The 16,220-nt window shown below is 71.4% G+C and carries 15 protein-coding genes; 2 read left to right on the forward strand and 13 right to left on the reverse strand.

What is annotated here, in order from left to right; all coding sequences use genetic code 11:
* Position 1: 1 nt before the first annotated feature.
* Genes tsaE through glmS form a run of 5 tightly spaced genes read right to left on the reverse strand, consistent with a single transcriptional unit; the run spans position 2 to position 5,031 of the window.
* Positions 2–520, reverse strand: coding sequence for a tRNA (adenosine(37)-N6)-threonylcarbamoyltransferase complex ATPase subunit type 1 TsaE (gene tsaE, locus DEJ08_RS16770; protein WP_181438904.1), 519 nt, complete (start codon positions 518–520; stop codon positions 2–4).
* Complete coding sequence (alr, locus tag DEJ08_RS16775; RefSeq protein ID WP_181438903.1) at positions 517–1,683, reverse strand: alanine racemase; 1,167 nt, start codon at positions 1,681–1,683, stop codon at positions 517–519. The genes tsaE and alr (DEJ08_RS16775) overlap by 4 nt, the downstream gene beginning before the upstream one ends.
* Positions 1,680–2,783: an alanine racemase gene (gene alr / locus DEJ08_RS16780; RefSeq protein WP_071406148.1), complete on the reverse strand. Its 1,104-nt coding sequence runs from the start codon at positions 2,781–2,783 to the stop codon at positions 1,680–1,682. Before alr (DEJ08_RS16780) ends, alr (DEJ08_RS16775) begins: the two co-directional genes overlap by 4 nt.
* Positions 2,780–3,175 (reverse strand): holo-ACP synthase, encoded by a 396-nt coding sequence (locus tag DEJ08_RS16785; protein WP_111038494.1) that lies wholly within the window; start codon positions 3,173–3,175, stop codon positions 2,780–2,782. The genes alr (DEJ08_RS16780) and DEJ08_RS16785 overlap by 4 nt, the downstream gene beginning before the upstream one ends.
* 8 nt (positions 3,176–3,183) lie before the next feature.
* The gene (gene glmS, locus DEJ08_RS16790) at positions 3,184–5,031 is read right to left on the reverse strand and encodes a glutamine--fructose-6-phosphate transaminase (isomerizing) (protein ID WP_111028979.1); all 1,848 of its coding nucleotides are present in this window, start codon (positions 5,029–5,031) and stop codon (positions 3,184–3,186) included.
* 70 nt (positions 5,032–5,101) lie between these two features.
* Between glmS and DEJ08_RS16795 the strand changes: the two genes are divergently transcribed.
* On the forward strand, positions 5,102–5,587 hold the full coding sequence (locus tag DEJ08_RS16795; protein ID WP_071245463.1) for a glutathione peroxidase: 486 nt from the start codon (positions 5,102–5,104) through the stop codon (positions 5,585–5,587).
* 105 nt (positions 5,588–5,692) lie between these two features.
* A complete protein-coding gene (gene coaA / locus DEJ08_RS16800; RefSeq protein ID WP_111053734.1) occupies positions 5,693–6,637 on the forward strand; it encodes a type I pantothenate kinase in 945 nt (314 codons plus the stop codon).
* A gap of 110 nt (positions 6,638–6,747) precedes the next feature.
* Here coaA and glmM read toward each other — a convergent pair whose 3' ends face one another.
* The 8 genes from glmM to rplQ form a co-directional block, all read right to left on the reverse strand.
* On the reverse strand, positions 6,748–8,121 hold the full coding sequence (gene glmM / locus DEJ08_RS16805) for a phosphoglucosamine mutase (protein WP_071406153.1): 1,374 nt from the start codon (positions 8,119–8,121) through the stop codon (positions 6,748–6,750).
* A gap of 22 nt (positions 8,122–8,143) precedes the next feature.
* Positions 8,144–8,629, reverse strand: coding sequence for a 30S ribosomal protein S9 (gene rpsI / locus DEJ08_RS16810; protein WP_017885499.1), 486 nt, complete (start codon positions 8,627–8,629; stop codon positions 8,144–8,146).
* Between the two features lie 36 nt (positions 8,630–8,665).
* Positions 8,666–9,112, reverse strand: coding sequence for a 50S ribosomal protein L13 (gene rplM / locus DEJ08_RS16815; protein WP_027466717.1), 447 nt, complete (start codon positions 9,110–9,112; stop codon positions 8,666–8,668).
* 330 nt (positions 9,113–9,442) lie between these two features.
* On the reverse strand, positions 9,443–12,544 hold the full coding sequence (locus tag DEJ08_RS16820; RefSeq protein WP_111053733.1) for an ExeM/NucH family extracellular endonuclease: 3,102 nt from the start codon (positions 12,542–12,544) through the stop codon (positions 9,443–9,445).
* 84 nt (positions 12,545–12,628) lie between these two features.
* The gene (locus DEJ08_RS16825; RefSeq protein WP_111053732.1) at positions 12,629–13,372 is read right to left on the reverse strand and encodes an MBL fold metallo-hydrolase; all 744 of its coding nucleotides are present in this window, start codon (positions 13,370–13,372) and stop codon (positions 12,629–12,631) included.
* The gene (gene truA / locus DEJ08_RS16830; protein ID WP_258366979.1) at positions 13,369–14,277 is read right to left on the reverse strand and encodes a tRNA pseudouridine(38-40) synthase TruA; all 909 of its coding nucleotides are present in this window, start codon (positions 14,275–14,277) and stop codon (positions 13,369–13,371) included. Before truA ends, DEJ08_RS16825 begins: the two co-directional genes overlap by 4 nt.
* A 76-nt stretch (positions 14,278–14,353) precedes the next feature.
* Positions 14,354–15,490 carry an FUSC family protein gene (locus DEJ08_RS16835; protein WP_139196613.1) on the reverse strand — a complete coding sequence of 379 codons (1,137 nt, stop codon included), beginning with the start codon at positions 15,488–15,490 and terminating at the stop codon, positions 14,354–14,356.
* Between the two features lie 122 nt (positions 15,491–15,612).
* Positions 15,613–16,191 carry a 50S ribosomal protein L17 gene (gene rplQ / locus DEJ08_RS16840; RefSeq protein WP_071245471.1) on the reverse strand — a complete coding sequence of 193 codons (579 nt, stop codon included), beginning with the start codon at positions 16,189–16,191 and terminating at the stop codon, positions 15,613–15,615.
* Positions 16,192–16,220: the final 29 nt, after the last annotated feature.

A 16,220-nucleotide genomic window follows, 5' to 3' on the forward strand; every position in this document is an offset into this window, starting at 1 on the left:
GTCAGAGGTCGACGCCCGTCCAGCGCGGCCCCGTCGCGGTGACGACGACCCGGCGCGGCTCGTCGGGCACGTCGTCCGGATCGAGGTCGTCGTCGACACCGTGGTCGGCCGCGTCGGCGCCGGTGGCCCGGGTGATCTCGACGTCGAGCACGCTGTCGCTGATGCCGTCGACCATGCCGCGACCCCACTCGACGACGACGATGGCGGCGTCCCAGTCGAGGTCGAGGTCGTCCAGCTCGACCGGGTCGGACAGACGGTAGGCGTCGACGTGCACCAGGTCGGGGCCGGCGGTCGTCGGGTGCGTCCGGGCGAGGACGAAGGTCGGGCTCGACACCTGGCCGCGCGCGCCGAGTGCAGCGCCGAGCCCGCGCGTCAGGGTCGTCTTGCCGGCACCGAGCGGCCCGGTCAGCACGACGAGGTCCCCCGCGCGCAGCACCGCGGCCAACCGGGCCCCGAGCTCCCCCATCGCCTCGGTGCCGCCGACGGTGGTGTCGAGCAGGACGTGCGGCAACTCGGTCACGGCCGCTCGCCCCGCAGGTACTCCCCGACCCGTCCCTCGATGTCGTGGCCCTCGTAGAACCGGGGCACACGGCTGCCGATCCGGCAGACGATCTCCTCGCCGATGGTCTCGAGCGCTGCGCCCCACTCGAGCACGGTCATCTCGTCGTGCTCGCCGGTGCCGAACAGCACGACGGTGTCGCCGGTCTGCACGTCGTCCTCGCCGACGTCCACCAGGAACTGGTCCATCGCGACGCGGCCGGCGATCGGGTAGTGCTTTCCGCGGATCGCGACCTCGATGCGGCCCTGCGCCAGACGCGGGACGCCGTCGGCGTACCCGACGGGCACGAGCGCCAGGGTCGTCTCGGTCGCCGTGCGGTACGTGTAGTCGTAGGAGACGCCGGTGTCGACGGGGACGCGCTTCGTCTTCGCGACCGACGCGGTCAGGGTCATCACCGGCTCGAGTCCGAGGTCGGCCGCCGAGACCCCGTCGGCTCCGGGGATGCCGAACAGGTTCGCGCCCATCCGGACCATGTCCTTGCGGAACTCCTTGCGCTCCAGCCCCGCGAGCGACGCGGCGACGTGCTCCATCGGGACGTCGAGCCCGAGGTCCTCGGCGATCTCGATCGCGGCGTCGAACACGGCGACCGCGGCGCTGTCCTCGTGGTCGGACGCCTCGGCCAGGTGCGTGTACGCGGCGACGACCTCGATGCGGCCGTTCCGCTGGGCGTCCCGGGCGAGCTCGACGAGCGCCGGCCAGTCCGCCGGGGTCGCGCCGTCGCGGTGCAGGCCGGAGTCGACGCCGAGGTGCACCCGGGCCGGGCGCTGGTCGACGGCGTCAATGATGCGCTGCAGCTCGGCGACGTTCGAGACGCCGAGGTCGACGGCCGAGTCGATGGCGTCACGGAAGTCCAGGTCGGGGTCGTGCTGCCAGGTGAACAGGTGGACGTCCTCGCCGACGCCGATCGAGCGCAGCCGCAGGGCCGCGGGCACCGTCAGCACGCCGATCCAGCGGATGCCGGCGTCGACGGCGGCGAGCGCGATCGGCTCGAGGCCGTGCCCGTAGGCGTCGGCCTTCATGATCGCCATCACGGCGACCGGGTCCATCCACTCGCGGACACGGTCGAGGTTGGCCCGGTAGGCGTCGAGGTCGATGCGCGCCTGACGCAGCGGTGCGGAGCTCACGTCGTCCTCCGTTCCACGCTGCGGCCGATCCGGGCGACCACCTCGTAGTTGATCGTGCCGATGGCGTCGGCCCAGTCCTCGACGGCGGGGTCGCCGTTCGCGGGGTCGCCCCACAGCACCGCCTCGTCACCGACCTGGACGTCGGCATCGCCGATGTCGACGTGCATGGCGTTCATCGCGACACGTCCGACCACCGGGAACGTCCGGTCGCCGATCCGCACCGAGACCCGGTTGCCGAAGTCGCGGTCGAAGCCGTCCGCGTAGCCGAGGCCGATCACGGCGAGACGGGTGTCCGTCTCGGCGCGCCACGTGTAGCCGTAGGAGACGCCGTCGCCCGCGGCGACCGGCACGGTGCGGAGCACGGCGGCGGTGACGCGCATCGCGGGGCGCAGCCCCAGGTCGGCCGAGGTGCGACCGTCGAAGGGGCTCAGCCCGTACAGGGCGAGCCCGACGCGGGACAGGTCGTGGCGGGTCTCCGGCACGGCGATGCTCGCGGCGCTCGCGGCGAGGTGCACCACGTCCGGCACGATGCCGTTCGCGGCGAGGCCGTCCAGCGCCCGCTGCAGTGCGGCGTCCTGGTCGAGGTCGTCGGTGCGCGACGCGTTCGACAGGTGGGACATGAGCCCCTCGACCCGGGTGCGGTTGCCGCCGCGGGCCAGGGCGCCGGCGGTCGCGAAGAGCTCGGCCCACTCGGATTCGACCGCACCGTTGCGGCTGAGGCCGGTGTCGACGCACAGGTGCACGGCGCGGACGTCGGAGTCGGCTGCTGCGGAGAGCTGCTCGACGCTCGACACCGCGGGCGTGACGTCGAACTGCGCGGCGCGACGGAAGTCCTCGTCGGGGGCGTGCAGCCACGCGAGGATCCGGACCCCCTCGTCGATGCCGCCCTGACGGAGCGCGACGGCCTCGTCGATGTCGGCGACCCCAAGCCACTCGGCTCCGGCGTCCACGAAGGCCTGCGCGGCGTCGAGGGCCCCGTGGCCGTAGGCGTTCGCCTTGACGACGGCGATGACCCCGGCCGGTGCGACCCGGTCGGCGATCGTCGCGTAGTTCTCGATCAGGGCTCCGCGATCGACGGTGATGCCGGTGAACGCACTCACCGGACCGTTCCTTCCAGGACCACGTCTGTTCCTTCCAGGACCACGAACGCGGTCGCGATCCCTCCATCATGCGAGAGCGACAGGTGCACGCTCGTCACGCCACGCGCGTCCGCCACCTGCCGGGCGCCCTGGTGCAGGGTGAGCGACGGGTTCCGCTGGTCGTCGGACACGACCTCGAGGTCCTGCCAGCTGAGCCCGGCACTCGACCCGAAGGCCTTGATCAGGGCTTCCTTCGCCGCGAACCGCGCAGCGAGGGACGCGATCGGCCGGGGTTCGCCGTCACGGACCTGCTCGGACGGCGTGAACAGCCGCGCCCGCATCGCCGGTGTGCGCTCCAGCACCCGTTCGAACCGCTCCAGGTCGACCACGTCGACCCCGATCCCGATGATCACCGTCGCGACTACTCGACGGTGACCGACTTCGCGAGGTTGCGTGGCTGGTCGACGTCGAGGCCCTTGGCCGCGGCGAGCTCCATGCCGAACATGTGCAGCGGTGCCACGGCGAGCAGCGGCTCGAACAGCGGGGTCGCCAGCGGGATCCGCAGGACCTCGTCGGCGAACGGCAGCACCGCTGCGTCGCCCTCTTCGGCGATCGCGATCACCCGGGCACCGCGGGCGCGGATCTCCTGGATGTTCGAGACGACCTTCGGGTGCAGCGATCGGGGGTCGCGCGGCGAGGGCACGATGACGAAGACGATCTGGCCCGGCTCGATCAGGGCGATCGGGCCGTGCTTGAGCTCACCGGCGGCGAAGCCCTCGGCGTGGATGTACGCGAGCTCCTTGAGCTTGAGGGCCCCCTCGAGCGCGATCGGGTAGCCGACGTGGCGACCGAGGAACAGCACGCTCCGGGTGTCCGCCATCCAGCGCGCCAGATCCTTGATGCCGGCGGCGTCCTCGATGGTCTGCTGCAGCTTCGGGGCGAGCCCCTCGAGCTCGGCCACCTGCTCGGCGATCTGCTCGGTGGTGAGCGTGCCGCGCAGCGTCGCCAGGTGCAGCCCGAGCAGGTAGAGCGCGACGCCCTGGGCGATGAAGGCCTTGGTCGACGCGACGGCGACCTCGGGCCCGGCGTGCGTGTAGATCACGGCGTCGGACTCACGCGGGATCGTGGCGCCCTGGGTGTTGCAGATCGACAGGACCTGCGCGCCCTGCTCGCGGGCGTACTTGACGGCCATGAGCGTGTCCATGGTCTCGCCGGACTGGCTGATCGAGACGACCAGGGTGCGCTCGTTCAGCACCGGGTCGCGGTAGCGGAACTCGTGCGCGAGCTCGACCTCGACCGGGATGCGGGCCCACTGCTCGATGGCGTACTTGCCGAGGATGCCGGCGTAGGCGGCGGTACCGCAGGCGATCACGATGACGCGGTCGACGGTCGCCAGGCGCTCGGCGATCGGGTCGAGGTCGGTCAGCGTGACGGCGCCGTCGTGGACGCGACCGAGGATCGTCTTCGCGACGGCCTCGGGCTCCTCGCTGATCTCCTTCGCCATGAACGAGCTCCAGCCGCCCTTGTCGGCGGCGGAGGCGTCCCAGTTGACCTCGAACTCGCTCGGCGTGGCCGGGGTGCCGTCGAAGTGGATGACGTCGACGCCGTCGGGGCGGATCGTGGCGATCTCGTCCTGCCCGATCGACAGCGCGCGCTGCGTGTAGGCGACGAAGGCGGCGACGTCCGAGCCCATGAAGTTCTCACCGTCGCCGAGCCCGACCACCAGGGGCGAGTTGCGACGGGCACCGACGACGACGCCGGGCTGGTCGGCGTGCACGACGAGGAGCGTGAAGGCCCCTTCGAGCCGCTGCACGGCCTGCTGCATGGCGGCGGTCAGGTCACCGGTGTCGCGGAAGGCGCGTCCGACCAGGTGCGCGGCGACCTCGGAGTCGGTCTCGCTGCGGAACTCGATGCCCTCGGCCTGCAGTTCGGCGCGGAGCTCGGAGAAGTTCTCGATGATGCCGTTGTGGATGAGGGCGAGCTTGTCGCCGTCGGCCAGGTGCGGGTGGGCGTTGCCGTCGGTCGGGCCACCGTGGGTCGCCCAGCGCGTGTGCCCGATGCCCGTCGTGCCGTCCGGGATCGGCGACGACTCGAGCTCGTCGACCAGGGCCTGGAGCTTGCCGGCCTTCTTGGCCGACACGAGGTCTCCGGCTGGGTCGACGACGGCGATGCCCGCCGAGTCGTAGCCGCGGTACTCGAGGCGACGGAGGCCACCGAGGAGGACGTCCTGGCTGCTGTTGCTGCCGACGTAGCCGACGATTCCACACATGGAACCGATCCTACGGTCTGCCTGGACGCCCACCCTGCGAAGTCCCGGGGGTGGGGATAACGTTTCGGCCATGGGACGCTTCGACGACATCGCCATCACCACGCTGCACGGCGAGGACACCACGTTCGGCGCCTACGCCGACAAGGCCGTACTGGTCGTGAACGTCGCCTCCCGGTGCGGCCTCGCCCCGCAGTACGAGCAGCTCGAGGCCCTGCAGAAGCAGTACGGCCCCCGCGGGTTCACGGTGCTGGGCTTCCCGAGCAACCAGTTCCTGCAGGAGCTCGGCTCGTCCGAGGCGATCGACGAGTACTGCTCCACCACCTGGGGCGTCACGTTCCCGATGTCCGAGAAGGTCAAGGTCAACGGCAAGAGCGCCCACCCGCTCTACCAGGCCCTCAAGGAGACCCCGGACGCCGACGGCAAGGCCGGCCGGGTCGCCTGGAACTTCGAGAAGTTCCTCGTCGCCCCCGACGGCACCGTCACGCGCTTCCGCCCCACCACGAAGCCGGACGCCCCCGAGGTCGTCGCCGCCATCGAGGCGGCCCTCCCCGCCTGACGCATCGCGTCCTGCGGACGCGCACCGAGCAATGGACTGGAGGCCCGGGGCGCGCGAGCCGGTCGGCTCACGTGCCCCGGGCCTCCCGTCTGTACGCTCGATCCCATGCCGTTCTCGGAGACCGCCGTCGCGCACCCGACCCCGTTCGTGGAGATCCCGCGTGACGAGTGGTCCCAGCTCGCCCCGAAGGAGCACCTGTCGCTCACCGAGACCGAGGTCGTGCAGCTGCGTGGTCTCGGCGACCGGTTGGACATGCAGGAGGTGCAGGAGGTCTACCTGCCGCTGTCCCGCCTGCTCACGCTCTACGCCGCAGGTGCGCGCAACCTGCACGCCGAGACGAGCCGGTTCCTCGGGGAGCGCGCCGGACGTACGCCGTTCGTCATCGGCGTCGCGGGCTCCGTCGCGGTCGGCAAGTCCACCGTCGCCCGCCTGCTGCGCGAGCTGACGAAACGCTGGCCGGACACCCCTCGGGTCGAGCTCGTGACGACCGACGGCTTCCTGTACCCGAACGCCGAGCTCGAGCGCCGCGGGATCATGGACCGCAAGGGCTTCCCGGAGTCGTACGACCGCCGTTCCCTGCTGCGCTTCGTGAGCCAGGTGAAGAGCGGGGCGACCGAGGTCCGCGCGCCGTACTACTCGCACCTGGTCTACGACATCGTGCCCGATGCCGAGATCGTCGTCCGGCAGCCCGACGTGCTCATCGTCGAGGGCCTCAACGTGTTGGCGCCCCCGGTGCACGGGCGGCTCGCGCTGTCCGACCTGTTCGACTTCACGATCTACGTGGACGCGAAGACGAAGGACATCGAGTCCTGGTACGTCGACCGGTTCCTCGCCCTGCAGGAAGAGGCGTTCTCGAGCCCCGACTCGTTCTTCCACCGGTTCGCCTCGCTCTCGCGTGAGGACGCGGTCCGCACGGCGACCGAGGTCTGGCGGGCGATCAACGAGCCGAACCTGATCGAGAACGTGCTGCCCACGCGCTCCCGCGCCACGCTGGTGCTGAAGAAGGGCGCGAACCACAAGGTGAACTCGGTCCTGCTCCGCAAGATCTGAGCTGGGGGGCAGCGCAGCCAGCAGGGCAGCGCAAAACACCGGTGTTCGCGAGCTGAACCGCGTTCTGCGCGTGTTCAACCGGCGAACACCGGTGTCTTGCGGAGGGGACCCTACGCGGCGTCGAGCGCCAGGCGGTCCTGCACGACGGCGGCGAGCTCCTCGGCGATGCGCTGGGCATCGTCCTGCGAAGCGGCCTCGACCATGACGCGAACGACCGGCTCGGTGCCCGACGGACGGAGCAGCACACGGCCGCTGTCCCCGAGCGCCTCACTGGCGGCGGCGATGGCGTCCTGCACGCCCTGGTCGGCGAGCCCGTGACGATCGACGCCCCGGACGTTGAGCAGCACCTGCGGGAACACCGTCATGCACGAGGCGAGCTCCTGCAAGGTCTTGCCCGTGCGCGCCATCTCGGCGACCAGGTGCAGCCCGGTCAGGATGCCGTCACCCGTGGTGGCGAACTCGTTGAAGATGATGTGGCCGGACTGCTCGCCACCGATGGAGTAATCGCCCTCGGTCATCTTCTCGAGCACGTAGCGGTCGCCCACGCCGGCCTCGATCACGGTGATGCCCGCGTCGGCCATGGCGCGCTTCAGCCCGAGGTTCGACATGACCGTCGCGACGAGGGTGTCGTCCTTCAGCCGTCCGCGCTCCTGCAGGGACAGCGCGAGGATCGCCATGATCTGGTCACCGTCGATCGCGTTGCCCGCGGCGTCGACCGCCAGGCAGCGGTCCGCGTCCCCGTCGTGCGCGATGCCGACGTCGGCACCGTGCTCGAGCACCGCGCGGGCGAGGTTGTCGATGTGGGTCGAACCGACGCCGTCGTTGATGTTCCAGCCGTCGGGGTCGGCGCCGATGAGCGTCACGCGGGCACCCGCGTTGACGAAGACCTCGGGCGAGACGCCGGCGGCGGCACCGTTGGCGCAGTCGAGCACGACGTGGATGCCGTCGAGCCGGTGCGGCAGCGTGCCGAGCAGGTGCACCACGTAGCGGTCCTCGGCGTCGGCGAACCGCGAGATGCGCCCGACGTCGATGCCGGTGGGGGTGGGTGCGGAGTGGTCGTGCATGGCCGCTTCGATGCGGTCCTCGACCTCGTCCGGCAGCTTGCGGCCACCCGTGGCGAAGAACTTGATCCCGTTGTCGGGAGCGGGGTTGTGCGATGCGGAGATCATCACGCCGAAGTCGGCGTCGATGTCCGCGACGAGGAACGCCGCGGCGGGGGTGGGGATGACCCCGGCGTCGAGCACGTCGACGCCGGCCGAGGCGAGCCCGGCCGCGACGGCGGCACCGAGGAACTCGCCGGAGACGCGCGGGTCACGCGCGAGGACCGCGCGCGGGCGCGGTCGACCCGACGCCCGGCGGGCGTCGGCATGGTGTCCGTGTGTGAGGACGGCCGCGCTCGCCTGGGCAAGACCCAGTGCGAGCGCGGCCGTCAGCTCGCCGTTGGCGAGACCACGAACCCCGTCGGTACCGAACAGACGCGGCATTGCGATCTTCAGCCGGTGACGACTAGCGCTTCGAGAACTGCGAAGCCTTGCGGGCCTTCTTGAGACCGGCCTTCTTGCGCTCGATGACGCGGGCGTCACGGGTGAGGAAGCCGGCCTTCTTGAGGGCCGCGCGGTTGTTCTCGCGGTCGATCTCGTTCAGGGTGCGGGCGATGGCGAGGCGGAGCGCGCCGGCCTGACCCGAGGGGCCGCCACCGGTGATGCGGGCGACGACGTCGTACGAGCCGAGGAGCTCGAGCACCTTGAAGGGGTCGTTGATGAGCTGCTGGTGCAGCTTGTTCGGGAAGTAGTCCTCGAGCGTGCGGCCGTTCACGACGAACGTGCCGGAGCCCGGGACGAGCCGGACGCGCGCGATGGCCTCCTTGCGGCGCCCGACGGCACCGCCGGAGACGTTGAGGATCTGACGGGGAGCGGCCTCGGCAGCGGCGGGTGCGCTCTCCGTGGTGAAGCTCTCCGGGGTCTGGTCGAGGGAATCAGCGATCTGAGCCATGAGTTTTCTGTGTCCTTGAAGTCGTCGTGGCCGGAACTACTGTGCGACCTGGTCGAAGATGTACGGCTTGGGCTGCTGCGCGGCGTGCGGGTGCTCCGCGCCGGCGTAGACCTTCAGCTTCTTGAGCTGCTCGCGGCCGAGGGTGTTCTTCGGCAGCATGCCGCGGATCGCCTTCTCGACGGCGCGGGTGGGGTGCTTCTCGAGCATCTCCGGGTAGGAGGTCGCCGTCAGGCCGCCCGGGTAACCCGAGTGACGGTAGTAGACCTTCTTCGCGAGCTTCGAACCGGTCAGGGCGACCTTGTCGGCGTTCACGATGATGACGAAGTCACCCATGTCCATGTGCTGGGCGAAGGTGGCCTTGTGCTTGCCGCGCAGGAGCGCCGCGGCGTGGGTGGCGAGACGGCCGAGGACGACGTCGGTGGCGTCGATGACGATCCAGTCGTGCTGGACGTCTGCCGGCTTCGGTGAGAACGTGCGAGTCACAGGAGTGCTGCTTTCGTGTCGAGGTGAGGAGTCCGTGAATCCCACTCCGGTCGGGAGTTCCACGGGCAGAAGCACGGGGAACACCTCGGTTGGAGGGCTCATCTGACTGTCCGCGCGCGGGGCGCACAGACCAAGGTGAGAGCCTAGCCGACGCGGGGTACGTCGGTCAAACGCGGCCGACTGGCGGCCTGGAGGCGCGGGGCGGCCCCGCACCGCGCCTCCAGTCCGCCGCGCGGTCGCGCCCACCGCGCATGGTGAGCAGAAACGGTCGGGTCCGCTGTGCGAACCCGACCGTTCCTGCTCACCAAGTGCGCCCGTGGGGCGTGGGGACTACTCCGCAGCGGCCGCGGTCCTGCGGCGACGCACGATCAGCACGCCCGCGCCCACCGCGAGCAGCAGGAACGCCACCAGCGCACCGGCACCGAGGCCCGCAGCACCCGTGAACGCGAGCTGCCCATCCGTGGTGATCGTTATCGGGGTCCACCCGATCAGACTCCCGTCAGCAGCCGTCACCGCCAGACGATGCGCACCAGCCACCGTGTCCGCCGGGATCGTCACCCGAACCGTCCCGTCAGCAGCGACCACAGCCGTGCCGACCAGCGTCGGCTCCGAGAACAACCACACGTTCACCGTGTCACCGGCAGAAGCAGTCCCGACCGTCACCGTGATCGTCTCCCCCGCACGAGCCGACGCCGGAGCCGACACCCCGCCACGGTTCGCCTCCGTCAACAGCGACTCCGACGGCGCCACCGGAACAACCGGCGGGGTGATCCCGTCGACCGGCGGCACCGGCGTCGGGGTCGGCGTCGGCGTCGGGTTCGGCACCGGGGTCGGCGTCGGAGTCGGGGTCGGGGTCGGCACCGGCGTCGGGTCCGTGCCCGGGTCGGTGCCCGCGGCGTCGAGGTCGAACCCGACCAGGATCGGGTCGTGATCGCTCGCCCGGTACACGTCGTCGGTGTACAGGTTCGTCGCGTTGTAGTTGTAGCGGCTGTACTCCAGGCCCACCGACTCGACCGAGTTGATGTTCCAGATGTCCACGCCCGTGACCGTCTCGAGCGCGGCCTCCGACGCGAACACGTGGTCGAGCGAGCCGCTCAGGCCGGAGAACACGTACGAGTACTCGGTGCTGTCGAGCGCCGGGCCGAGGTCGGTGTAGCCGGCCTCGTCGAGGACGACCACCGGGTCCTCCTTGCTGTAGGCGTTGAAGTCGCCGAGCATGAACACCTTGTCGGTGCCGTACTGCTCCTGCATGTCGGTGGAGAAGGTCACGAGGGCCTTCGCCTGCTCGACGCGGTCGGCGTTCGAGGCCCCCTGCCCGTCGCCCTGGTCGGCGTTCTCGCCGGTGCCGGAGCCCTTGGACTTGAAGTGGTTCGCGATCACCAGGAAGTCGTCGTCCGCGGTGCCGCCGACCGGGCGGAACGCGTCCGCGACGGGCTGGCGGGCGTTCGTGAACGCGTCGTCGAGCAGGATCGTCGACTCGCCGACGGGCTCGACGCGGTCCTTCTTGTAGATGAGGGCGAGGCGGATGACGTCCTCGCTCGCGGGCACGACGGCCGGGGACTTCGCGTAGGCCCAGGTGTCCTGGCCGGTGGCGGCGTTGAGCGCGTCGACCAGGGTGGCCACGGCGGCGTCGCGGTCCTGACCGAAGCGGACGGAGTTCTCGATCTCCTCGAGCGAGACGACGTCGGCGTCCAGGCCGTTGATGGCCTTCACGATCTTGACCTGCTGGCGCAGGAAGTCCTCCTGCTCGGCGGCACCGCGGGCGTCGCAGCCCGAGTTCACCGTGACGGGGTCACCGGCACGGTCCGTGTAGTACTTGCAGCCGGTGAGCTCGTCGCCCGTGGTCGGGAAGTAGTTGAGCACGTTGAAGCCGGCGAGCTTCAGGTCGCCACCGACGTCCTGCGGTGCCGACTGGCGCACCTTCGAGAACGACGCCGGCAGGTCGGCGGCCGGGGTCGCACCCGTGATCGGCGCGGTCGGCTGGAACTTCCACCCGTTGTTGCGGTAGTCGAGGACGACCGGCTCGGTGAAGGTGGCGGCGGCCCCGACCGTGACCGGGCCCTGGGTGAGCCACGACACCGGGATGCCCTGGTTCGCCTGGGTCAGGAAGTTGGTGCTCGCACCGTCGTCGAGCGTGACCTTGCGCGCGGCGTTGTCGGCCTCGACGGCCTTCGCCTCGGCGCTGCCCGGTCGGCCGACCTCGGTCGGCTGGACCAGGCGCTTCGTGCCGCTGGCGAGCACGACCTCGCCGTACTGGTTCGTCGTGTAGTTGTCGGCGACGGTGTACGCCCCCTGCGGAGCGACGAGCATGCTCTCGAGCGACTCGCGCTGGGCGTCGGACGACGGGAACGCGACCGCGGCGGGCTGCGGTGCCGCGACGGTGTCGTCGAGCTGCTGCAGCGACGAGGCGCCTGACACCGTGAGCTCGGTCAGGCCGAAGTACTCGGACACGGCACCGGTGACCCGGACGTGGTCGCCCTCGTGCACCAGGCCGGCGGTGGCGGACGAGAAGACGAACACCGCGTCGGACGCGGTGTGGGCGCCGAGGTCGATGGCGCCGCCGGTGCCGGGGGTCTGGATCGTGTAGCCGTTGAAGCCGCCGGTGCCGTAGACCGCGGTGACGACGCCGTCGGTCGTGACGTTCTTGCCGGCGTACGGCGAGGTGCTTGTGGTGCCCTGCAGCTGGGCGATGGTCACCGTCTCGGCGGGGGTGCCGGGCGCGGGGGTCCCGCCGTCACCCGGGTCGGTCGGGTCCGTGGGCTCGGTCGGTGCCGTCGTCTCGCCCGCGGCGTTCCGCGGGGTGAGCGTCGTCGTCACGGAGAAGTCCGCACCGTTGACGTCGGTGTCCGTGGTGCCCTGACGGACCAGACCGTTCGGGACGGAGTTGTCCCCGGTCACGGTGCGCACGGCCGACTCGAACGTGTTCGAGGCGCCGTAGCCGAGCAGGTCGACCACGCCGTCGGTGCCGGTGGTGACGGGTCCGGCGGCGAGCGCCAGGGGTGCCGTGGCGTCGGACAGCACGAGCGTGCCCGTGGTGCCCGAGGGGTTGAGCGTCGCGGTGTCGTCGGCGGCGGGCAGGTCCTCGCCGGCCGGGGTGGCCCCGCCGTTGCCCGCCATCGACACCAGGAACGTGCCCTTCGCCGGCACGGTGCCCTGGAGTGCACTGGCCGAGAACGTGCCGGTGCCCGTGGCGGACCGGTACTGCAGCGACCAGCCGTCGAGCGACACGGCGGCGTCGGTCGGGTTGCCGATCTCGACGAACTTCTCGTTGTAGAACGCGCCCTTGCTCCCCGCCTTCAGGTAGGCCTCCTCGATGACGAGGTCGGTCCCCTCGGGGTTCGCGGTCGCTGCGGTGACGGTGACGAGTGGGGCCGCGAGGAGCGTCGCGGCCGCCGTGGCGCACAGCAGAGTGCGCCCGAGGGTGTTGGCCATGCCCGCACGCTACCGACCTGCGGGGTCGTTCAGGTTGCGTCGAGGTAAATGATTGCGTTCGGCAACATCAGCCGATCGGCGGCATCAGCCAATCGGCAGCCAGGTCCCGCCCACGCGTCGGACGGCCGGTCCGTGTCCCGGCAGCACGAGCGCCGGGAACGGCAGCGCCCGTGCCGACTCGAGCGCGCGGTCCTGGTCGGCGGTGAAGAACGGCGTGATCATCCGCGGCCGCGGGGCCCACGACCCCGGCTGGGTGTCGTGCCGACTGACGACCGCGTCGCCCGTGACGATCGCGTCCGCCGCGGGCAGCAGGTAGGCCGTCGAGCCGTCGGTGTGGCCGACGGCCGGGAACGGTGCGATCGCCCGACCCGCGAAGTCCGCACCGGTGAACGCGCGAGCGGACGGCACGGTCGTGGGTCGCAGGGCGTCGGAGCGGATCGCCCGCGCCAGCCAGGCGAGCACGCGGGGGCTGGCGAGCCGGCCGCCGATCTCCGCCGGGGTGACCTGCTGCCGCTCCGGTCCGCGCACGTTGGCGAGCTCGTCGGCGTGGGCGAGCACCTCGACGTCGGGGTACCGCTCGAGGATCCCGGGGATGCCCCCGATGTGGTCGACGTGTCCGTGCGTCACGTAGACGCGACGGAGGTCGGCCGGGTCGTGCCCGGCGGCTCGCACGGTGTCGAACACGAGGTCGGTGTCGGCCGGGTAGCCGGCATCGATCAGCGCGACGCCGTCCTCCTCCGCCAGCACCACCCAGTTGGACACGGGGCCCTCGACGAAGACGACTCCGGGGGCGACGGACACGACGGAACGGGGTTCGCGCGGGCTCATCCCTCGACGGTACCGTCCACCGACCGTCGGGCCCGGGTCTGCTCCGCCCGCTCCGCGAGCTCCGCGTCCGCCGGGTAGCCCACCTCGGTCAGGGTCAGTCCCTTCGCCGGCGCCGTCTTGAAGGCGCTCGTGCGTTCCTCGGCGGCGCGCAGTTCCTCGAGGCGGTCGGGGCCGAAGCGGCCCTCGCCGACGGCGATGGTCGCGCCGACCATGGCCCGCACCATCGAGTGGCAGAAGGCGTCGGCCTGGAGGCGCGCCACCAGCACGCCGTCCGGCTCGCGGTCCCAGCGGAACTGCTGCAACGTCCGGATGGTCGTCGCCCCCTCGCGCGGCTTGCAGAACGTCGCGAAGTCGTGCAGCCCGAGTAACGTCAGCGCACCGCGCTCCATCGCTGCCGGATCGAGCCGCGCCGCGTGCCAGACCGTGTGCCCACGACGACGTGGATCGCGCGGGGCGTCGGCGTCCGCGATCCGGTACTCGTACCGGCGCCAGAGCGGGGAGAACCGGGCGTCGAACCCCGCGGGCGCCACCGAGGCACCGGTCACGACGACGTCCCCCTCGGGTGCCGCGATGCCGTTGACCCGCTTGAGCAGCCCGTCGAGCGGTGACCGGCCCGTCCCGCGCTTGGCGGTGAGCGCTGCCCACTGTTCCGCCGACAGGTCCAGGTGCGCGACCTGCCCGGTGGCGTGCACCCCGGCGTCGGTGCGTCCGGCGACGGTGAGCAACGGCGGTTCGCCCCAGCGGGTGAAGACGGTGGCGAGTGCGGCCTCGAGGGCGCCCTGGACGGTCCGGAGCCCGGGCTGCCGGGCCCACCCGGAGAACGCCGCCCCGTCGTAGGCGATGTCCAGCCGGAGCCGCACGTCGCCCGTGCTGTCGGGGTCCTGGAAGCCGACCGTCTCGTCCACGTGACCACCGTAGCGGGGGTGATCCGTGCCTCCCGGCCCGCGCTCGGTCTGCCGGACGGCGGCCGCCCGTACCCGCTCAGCCGCGCGGACGGCCGAACGCCGACGGACCGGTCCGGGTGTCGAGGTCGTCGGTGGCGCGTCGCTCGGACTCGACGATCCCGCGCAGGGCGACGAGCGCGGCCGAGGTGACCGCGACGTGCGAGGGGTTCTCGCGCGATGCGTCGAGCGCGCTCTCGAGTCGTGCGATGGCCTCTTCGGCCTGGTCCTCCGGGGAGTCGCCGCGGATCGTGCTGGCGATCTTCCGCAGTGCCTCGGCGATGGGGGTGGCGAACGCGGGGTCGGGACGCCCGACGCCCTCGGACACCGGGCCGGAGCGTGCGACGAGCTCGGTGAGGTCGGTCGTGTACCAGGCGACCCGCTCCAGTGCGCGGAAACGTCCGCCGTCCTTCTGGAGCCGTGCTCGCGACCCGCGCAGGGCACCGCGGGGGTTGAGCCGACGGCTCTCGTGCGCGATCGCCACCCGTGACCGGACGTCCGCGATCGCACGGTCCAGGCGGTCCTGCTGGTGGTCCCACGCCTTCTCGTCGCGCTTGCCCTCCTCGAGCACGGCTGCCAGCCCGTCGAGGTGGTCCGCCAGCACGCCGTTCACCGCGTCGATGCGGTGTTCGGCGTCCCAGAAGTGCAGCGGCGGGAACACCAGGAAGTTGACCAGCAGCCCGACCACGACGCCCACGGCCATCTGCACCAGGTACCCGAGCGAGTAGCCCTCGGCGTGCGCGCCGCCGACGAGCAGGACGAAGAGCGCCGCGGTGGACACCCACGAGCTGCCCTCGCCCAGCACGCGGAACCCGCCGACGAGCACCCCGACGCCGACCGCCAGCGCGATCGCGAGGAAGCCGGGGTCGCCGACCCACATCGTGAACGCGGCGATGAGGATGCCGAGGGCGATCCCGACCAGGGTCTGCACGCCGCTCCGGATGCCCGCGAACACCGTGGTCTGCATCGCGACGACGGCGCCGAGTGGTGCGTAGTACGGGTACTCGGCCGCGACGCCCGGGATGTGCTGCGCCACGAGCCAGGCGATGACTGCAGCAGCGGCGGCCTTGCCGGCGTGCAGCAGGCGCGGCTGTGTGCCCGAGGTCCGGCTCCACCGCCAGACCCTCGTCCCCAGACCCGCAACGTGCTGGAACGCCATGACTTCCTTCCGTCGCACCCGGCCCGTGACGGTACGCCGAGCAGTCGGTGTGCACGACCAGCCTCGGACGCGAGGAAGCCCCCGCGACCTGGGTCGCGGGGGCTTCCTCGTGGTGGTGCAGCGCCCCGGAGGGCACCGGACTACTTGGTGTCGGCGTCGTCCGACTTCTCGGCGGCGTCGGCCTCGACCTCGGCAGCAGCCTCGGTCTCGGACTCGGTCTCGACCGGGGCGGACTCCTCGGTGGTCTCGGTCTCTTCGACCGGGGCCTCCTCGGTGGTCTCGTCGGCGGCGGGCTCGTCGACCGGGGCGGCAGCAGCGGCCGGAGCCGAGTTGCGCTTGACCGGAGCGGGCGTGCTCGAGACGGGCTCGAGGACGAGCTCGATCGACGCCAGCGGGGCGTTGTCGCCCTTGCGGAAGCCGAGCTTCGTGATGCGGGTGTAACCGCCCTGGCGGTCCTCGACCTGGGGGGCGATCTCGGTGAACAGCGTGTGCACGACGGACTTGTCGCGCAGGATGCTGATCACACGACGACGCGCGTGCAGGTCGCCGCGCTTCGCGAACGTGATGAGACGCTCGGCGACCGGACGGAGGCGCTTGGCCTTCGTCTCGGTGGTCGTGATGCGACCGTGCGTGAAGAGGGCGTTGGCGAGGTTGCTCAGGAGCAGGCGCTCGTGGGCGGGACCGCCACCGAGGCGGGGGCCCTTGGTGGGCTTCGGCATGTCAGTTCTCCAGTGGTGAAAGTGGTGCG

Source organism: Curtobacterium sp. MCLR17_054 (genome assembly GCF_003234335.2).
Lineage (GTDB): Bacteria > Actinomycetota > Actinomycetes > Actinomycetales > Microbacteriaceae > Curtobacterium > Curtobacterium flaccumfaciens.

Excerpts from the sequence above, each read along its gene's own strand:
- coaA (WP_111053734.1), top strand. The coding sequence starts at position 5,693 with ATGCCGTTCTCGGAGACCGCCGTCGCGCACCCGACCCCGTTCGTGGAG.
- glmS (WP_111028979.1), bottom strand. The coding sequence starts at position 5,031 with ATGTGTGGAATCGTCGGCTACGTCGGCAGCAACAGCAGCCAGGACGTC.
- DEJ08_RS16825 (WP_111053732.1), bottom strand. The coding sequence starts at position 13,372 with ATGAGCCCGCGCGAACCCCGTTCCGTCGTGTCCGTCGCCCCCGGAGTC.
- DEJ08_RS16795 (WP_071245463.1), top strand. The coding sequence starts at position 5,102 with ATGGGACGCTTCGACGACATCGCCATCACCACGCTGCACGGCGAGGAC.
- rpsI (WP_017885499.1), bottom strand. The coding sequence starts at position 8,629 with ATGGCTCAGATCGCTGATTCCCTCGACCAGACCCCGGAGAGCTTCACC.
- glmM (WP_071406153.1), bottom strand. The coding sequence starts at position 8,121 with ATGCCGCGTCTGTTCGGTACCGACGGGGTTCGTGGTCTCGCCAACGGC.
- rplQ (WP_071245471.1), bottom strand. The coding sequence starts at position 16,191 with ATGCCGAAGCCCACCAAGGGCCCCCGCCTCGGTGGCGGTCCCGCCCAC.
- DEJ08_RS16820 (WP_111053733.1), bottom strand. The coding sequence starts at position 12,544 with ATGGCCAACACCCTCGGGCGCACTCTGCTGTGCGCCACGGCGGCCGCG.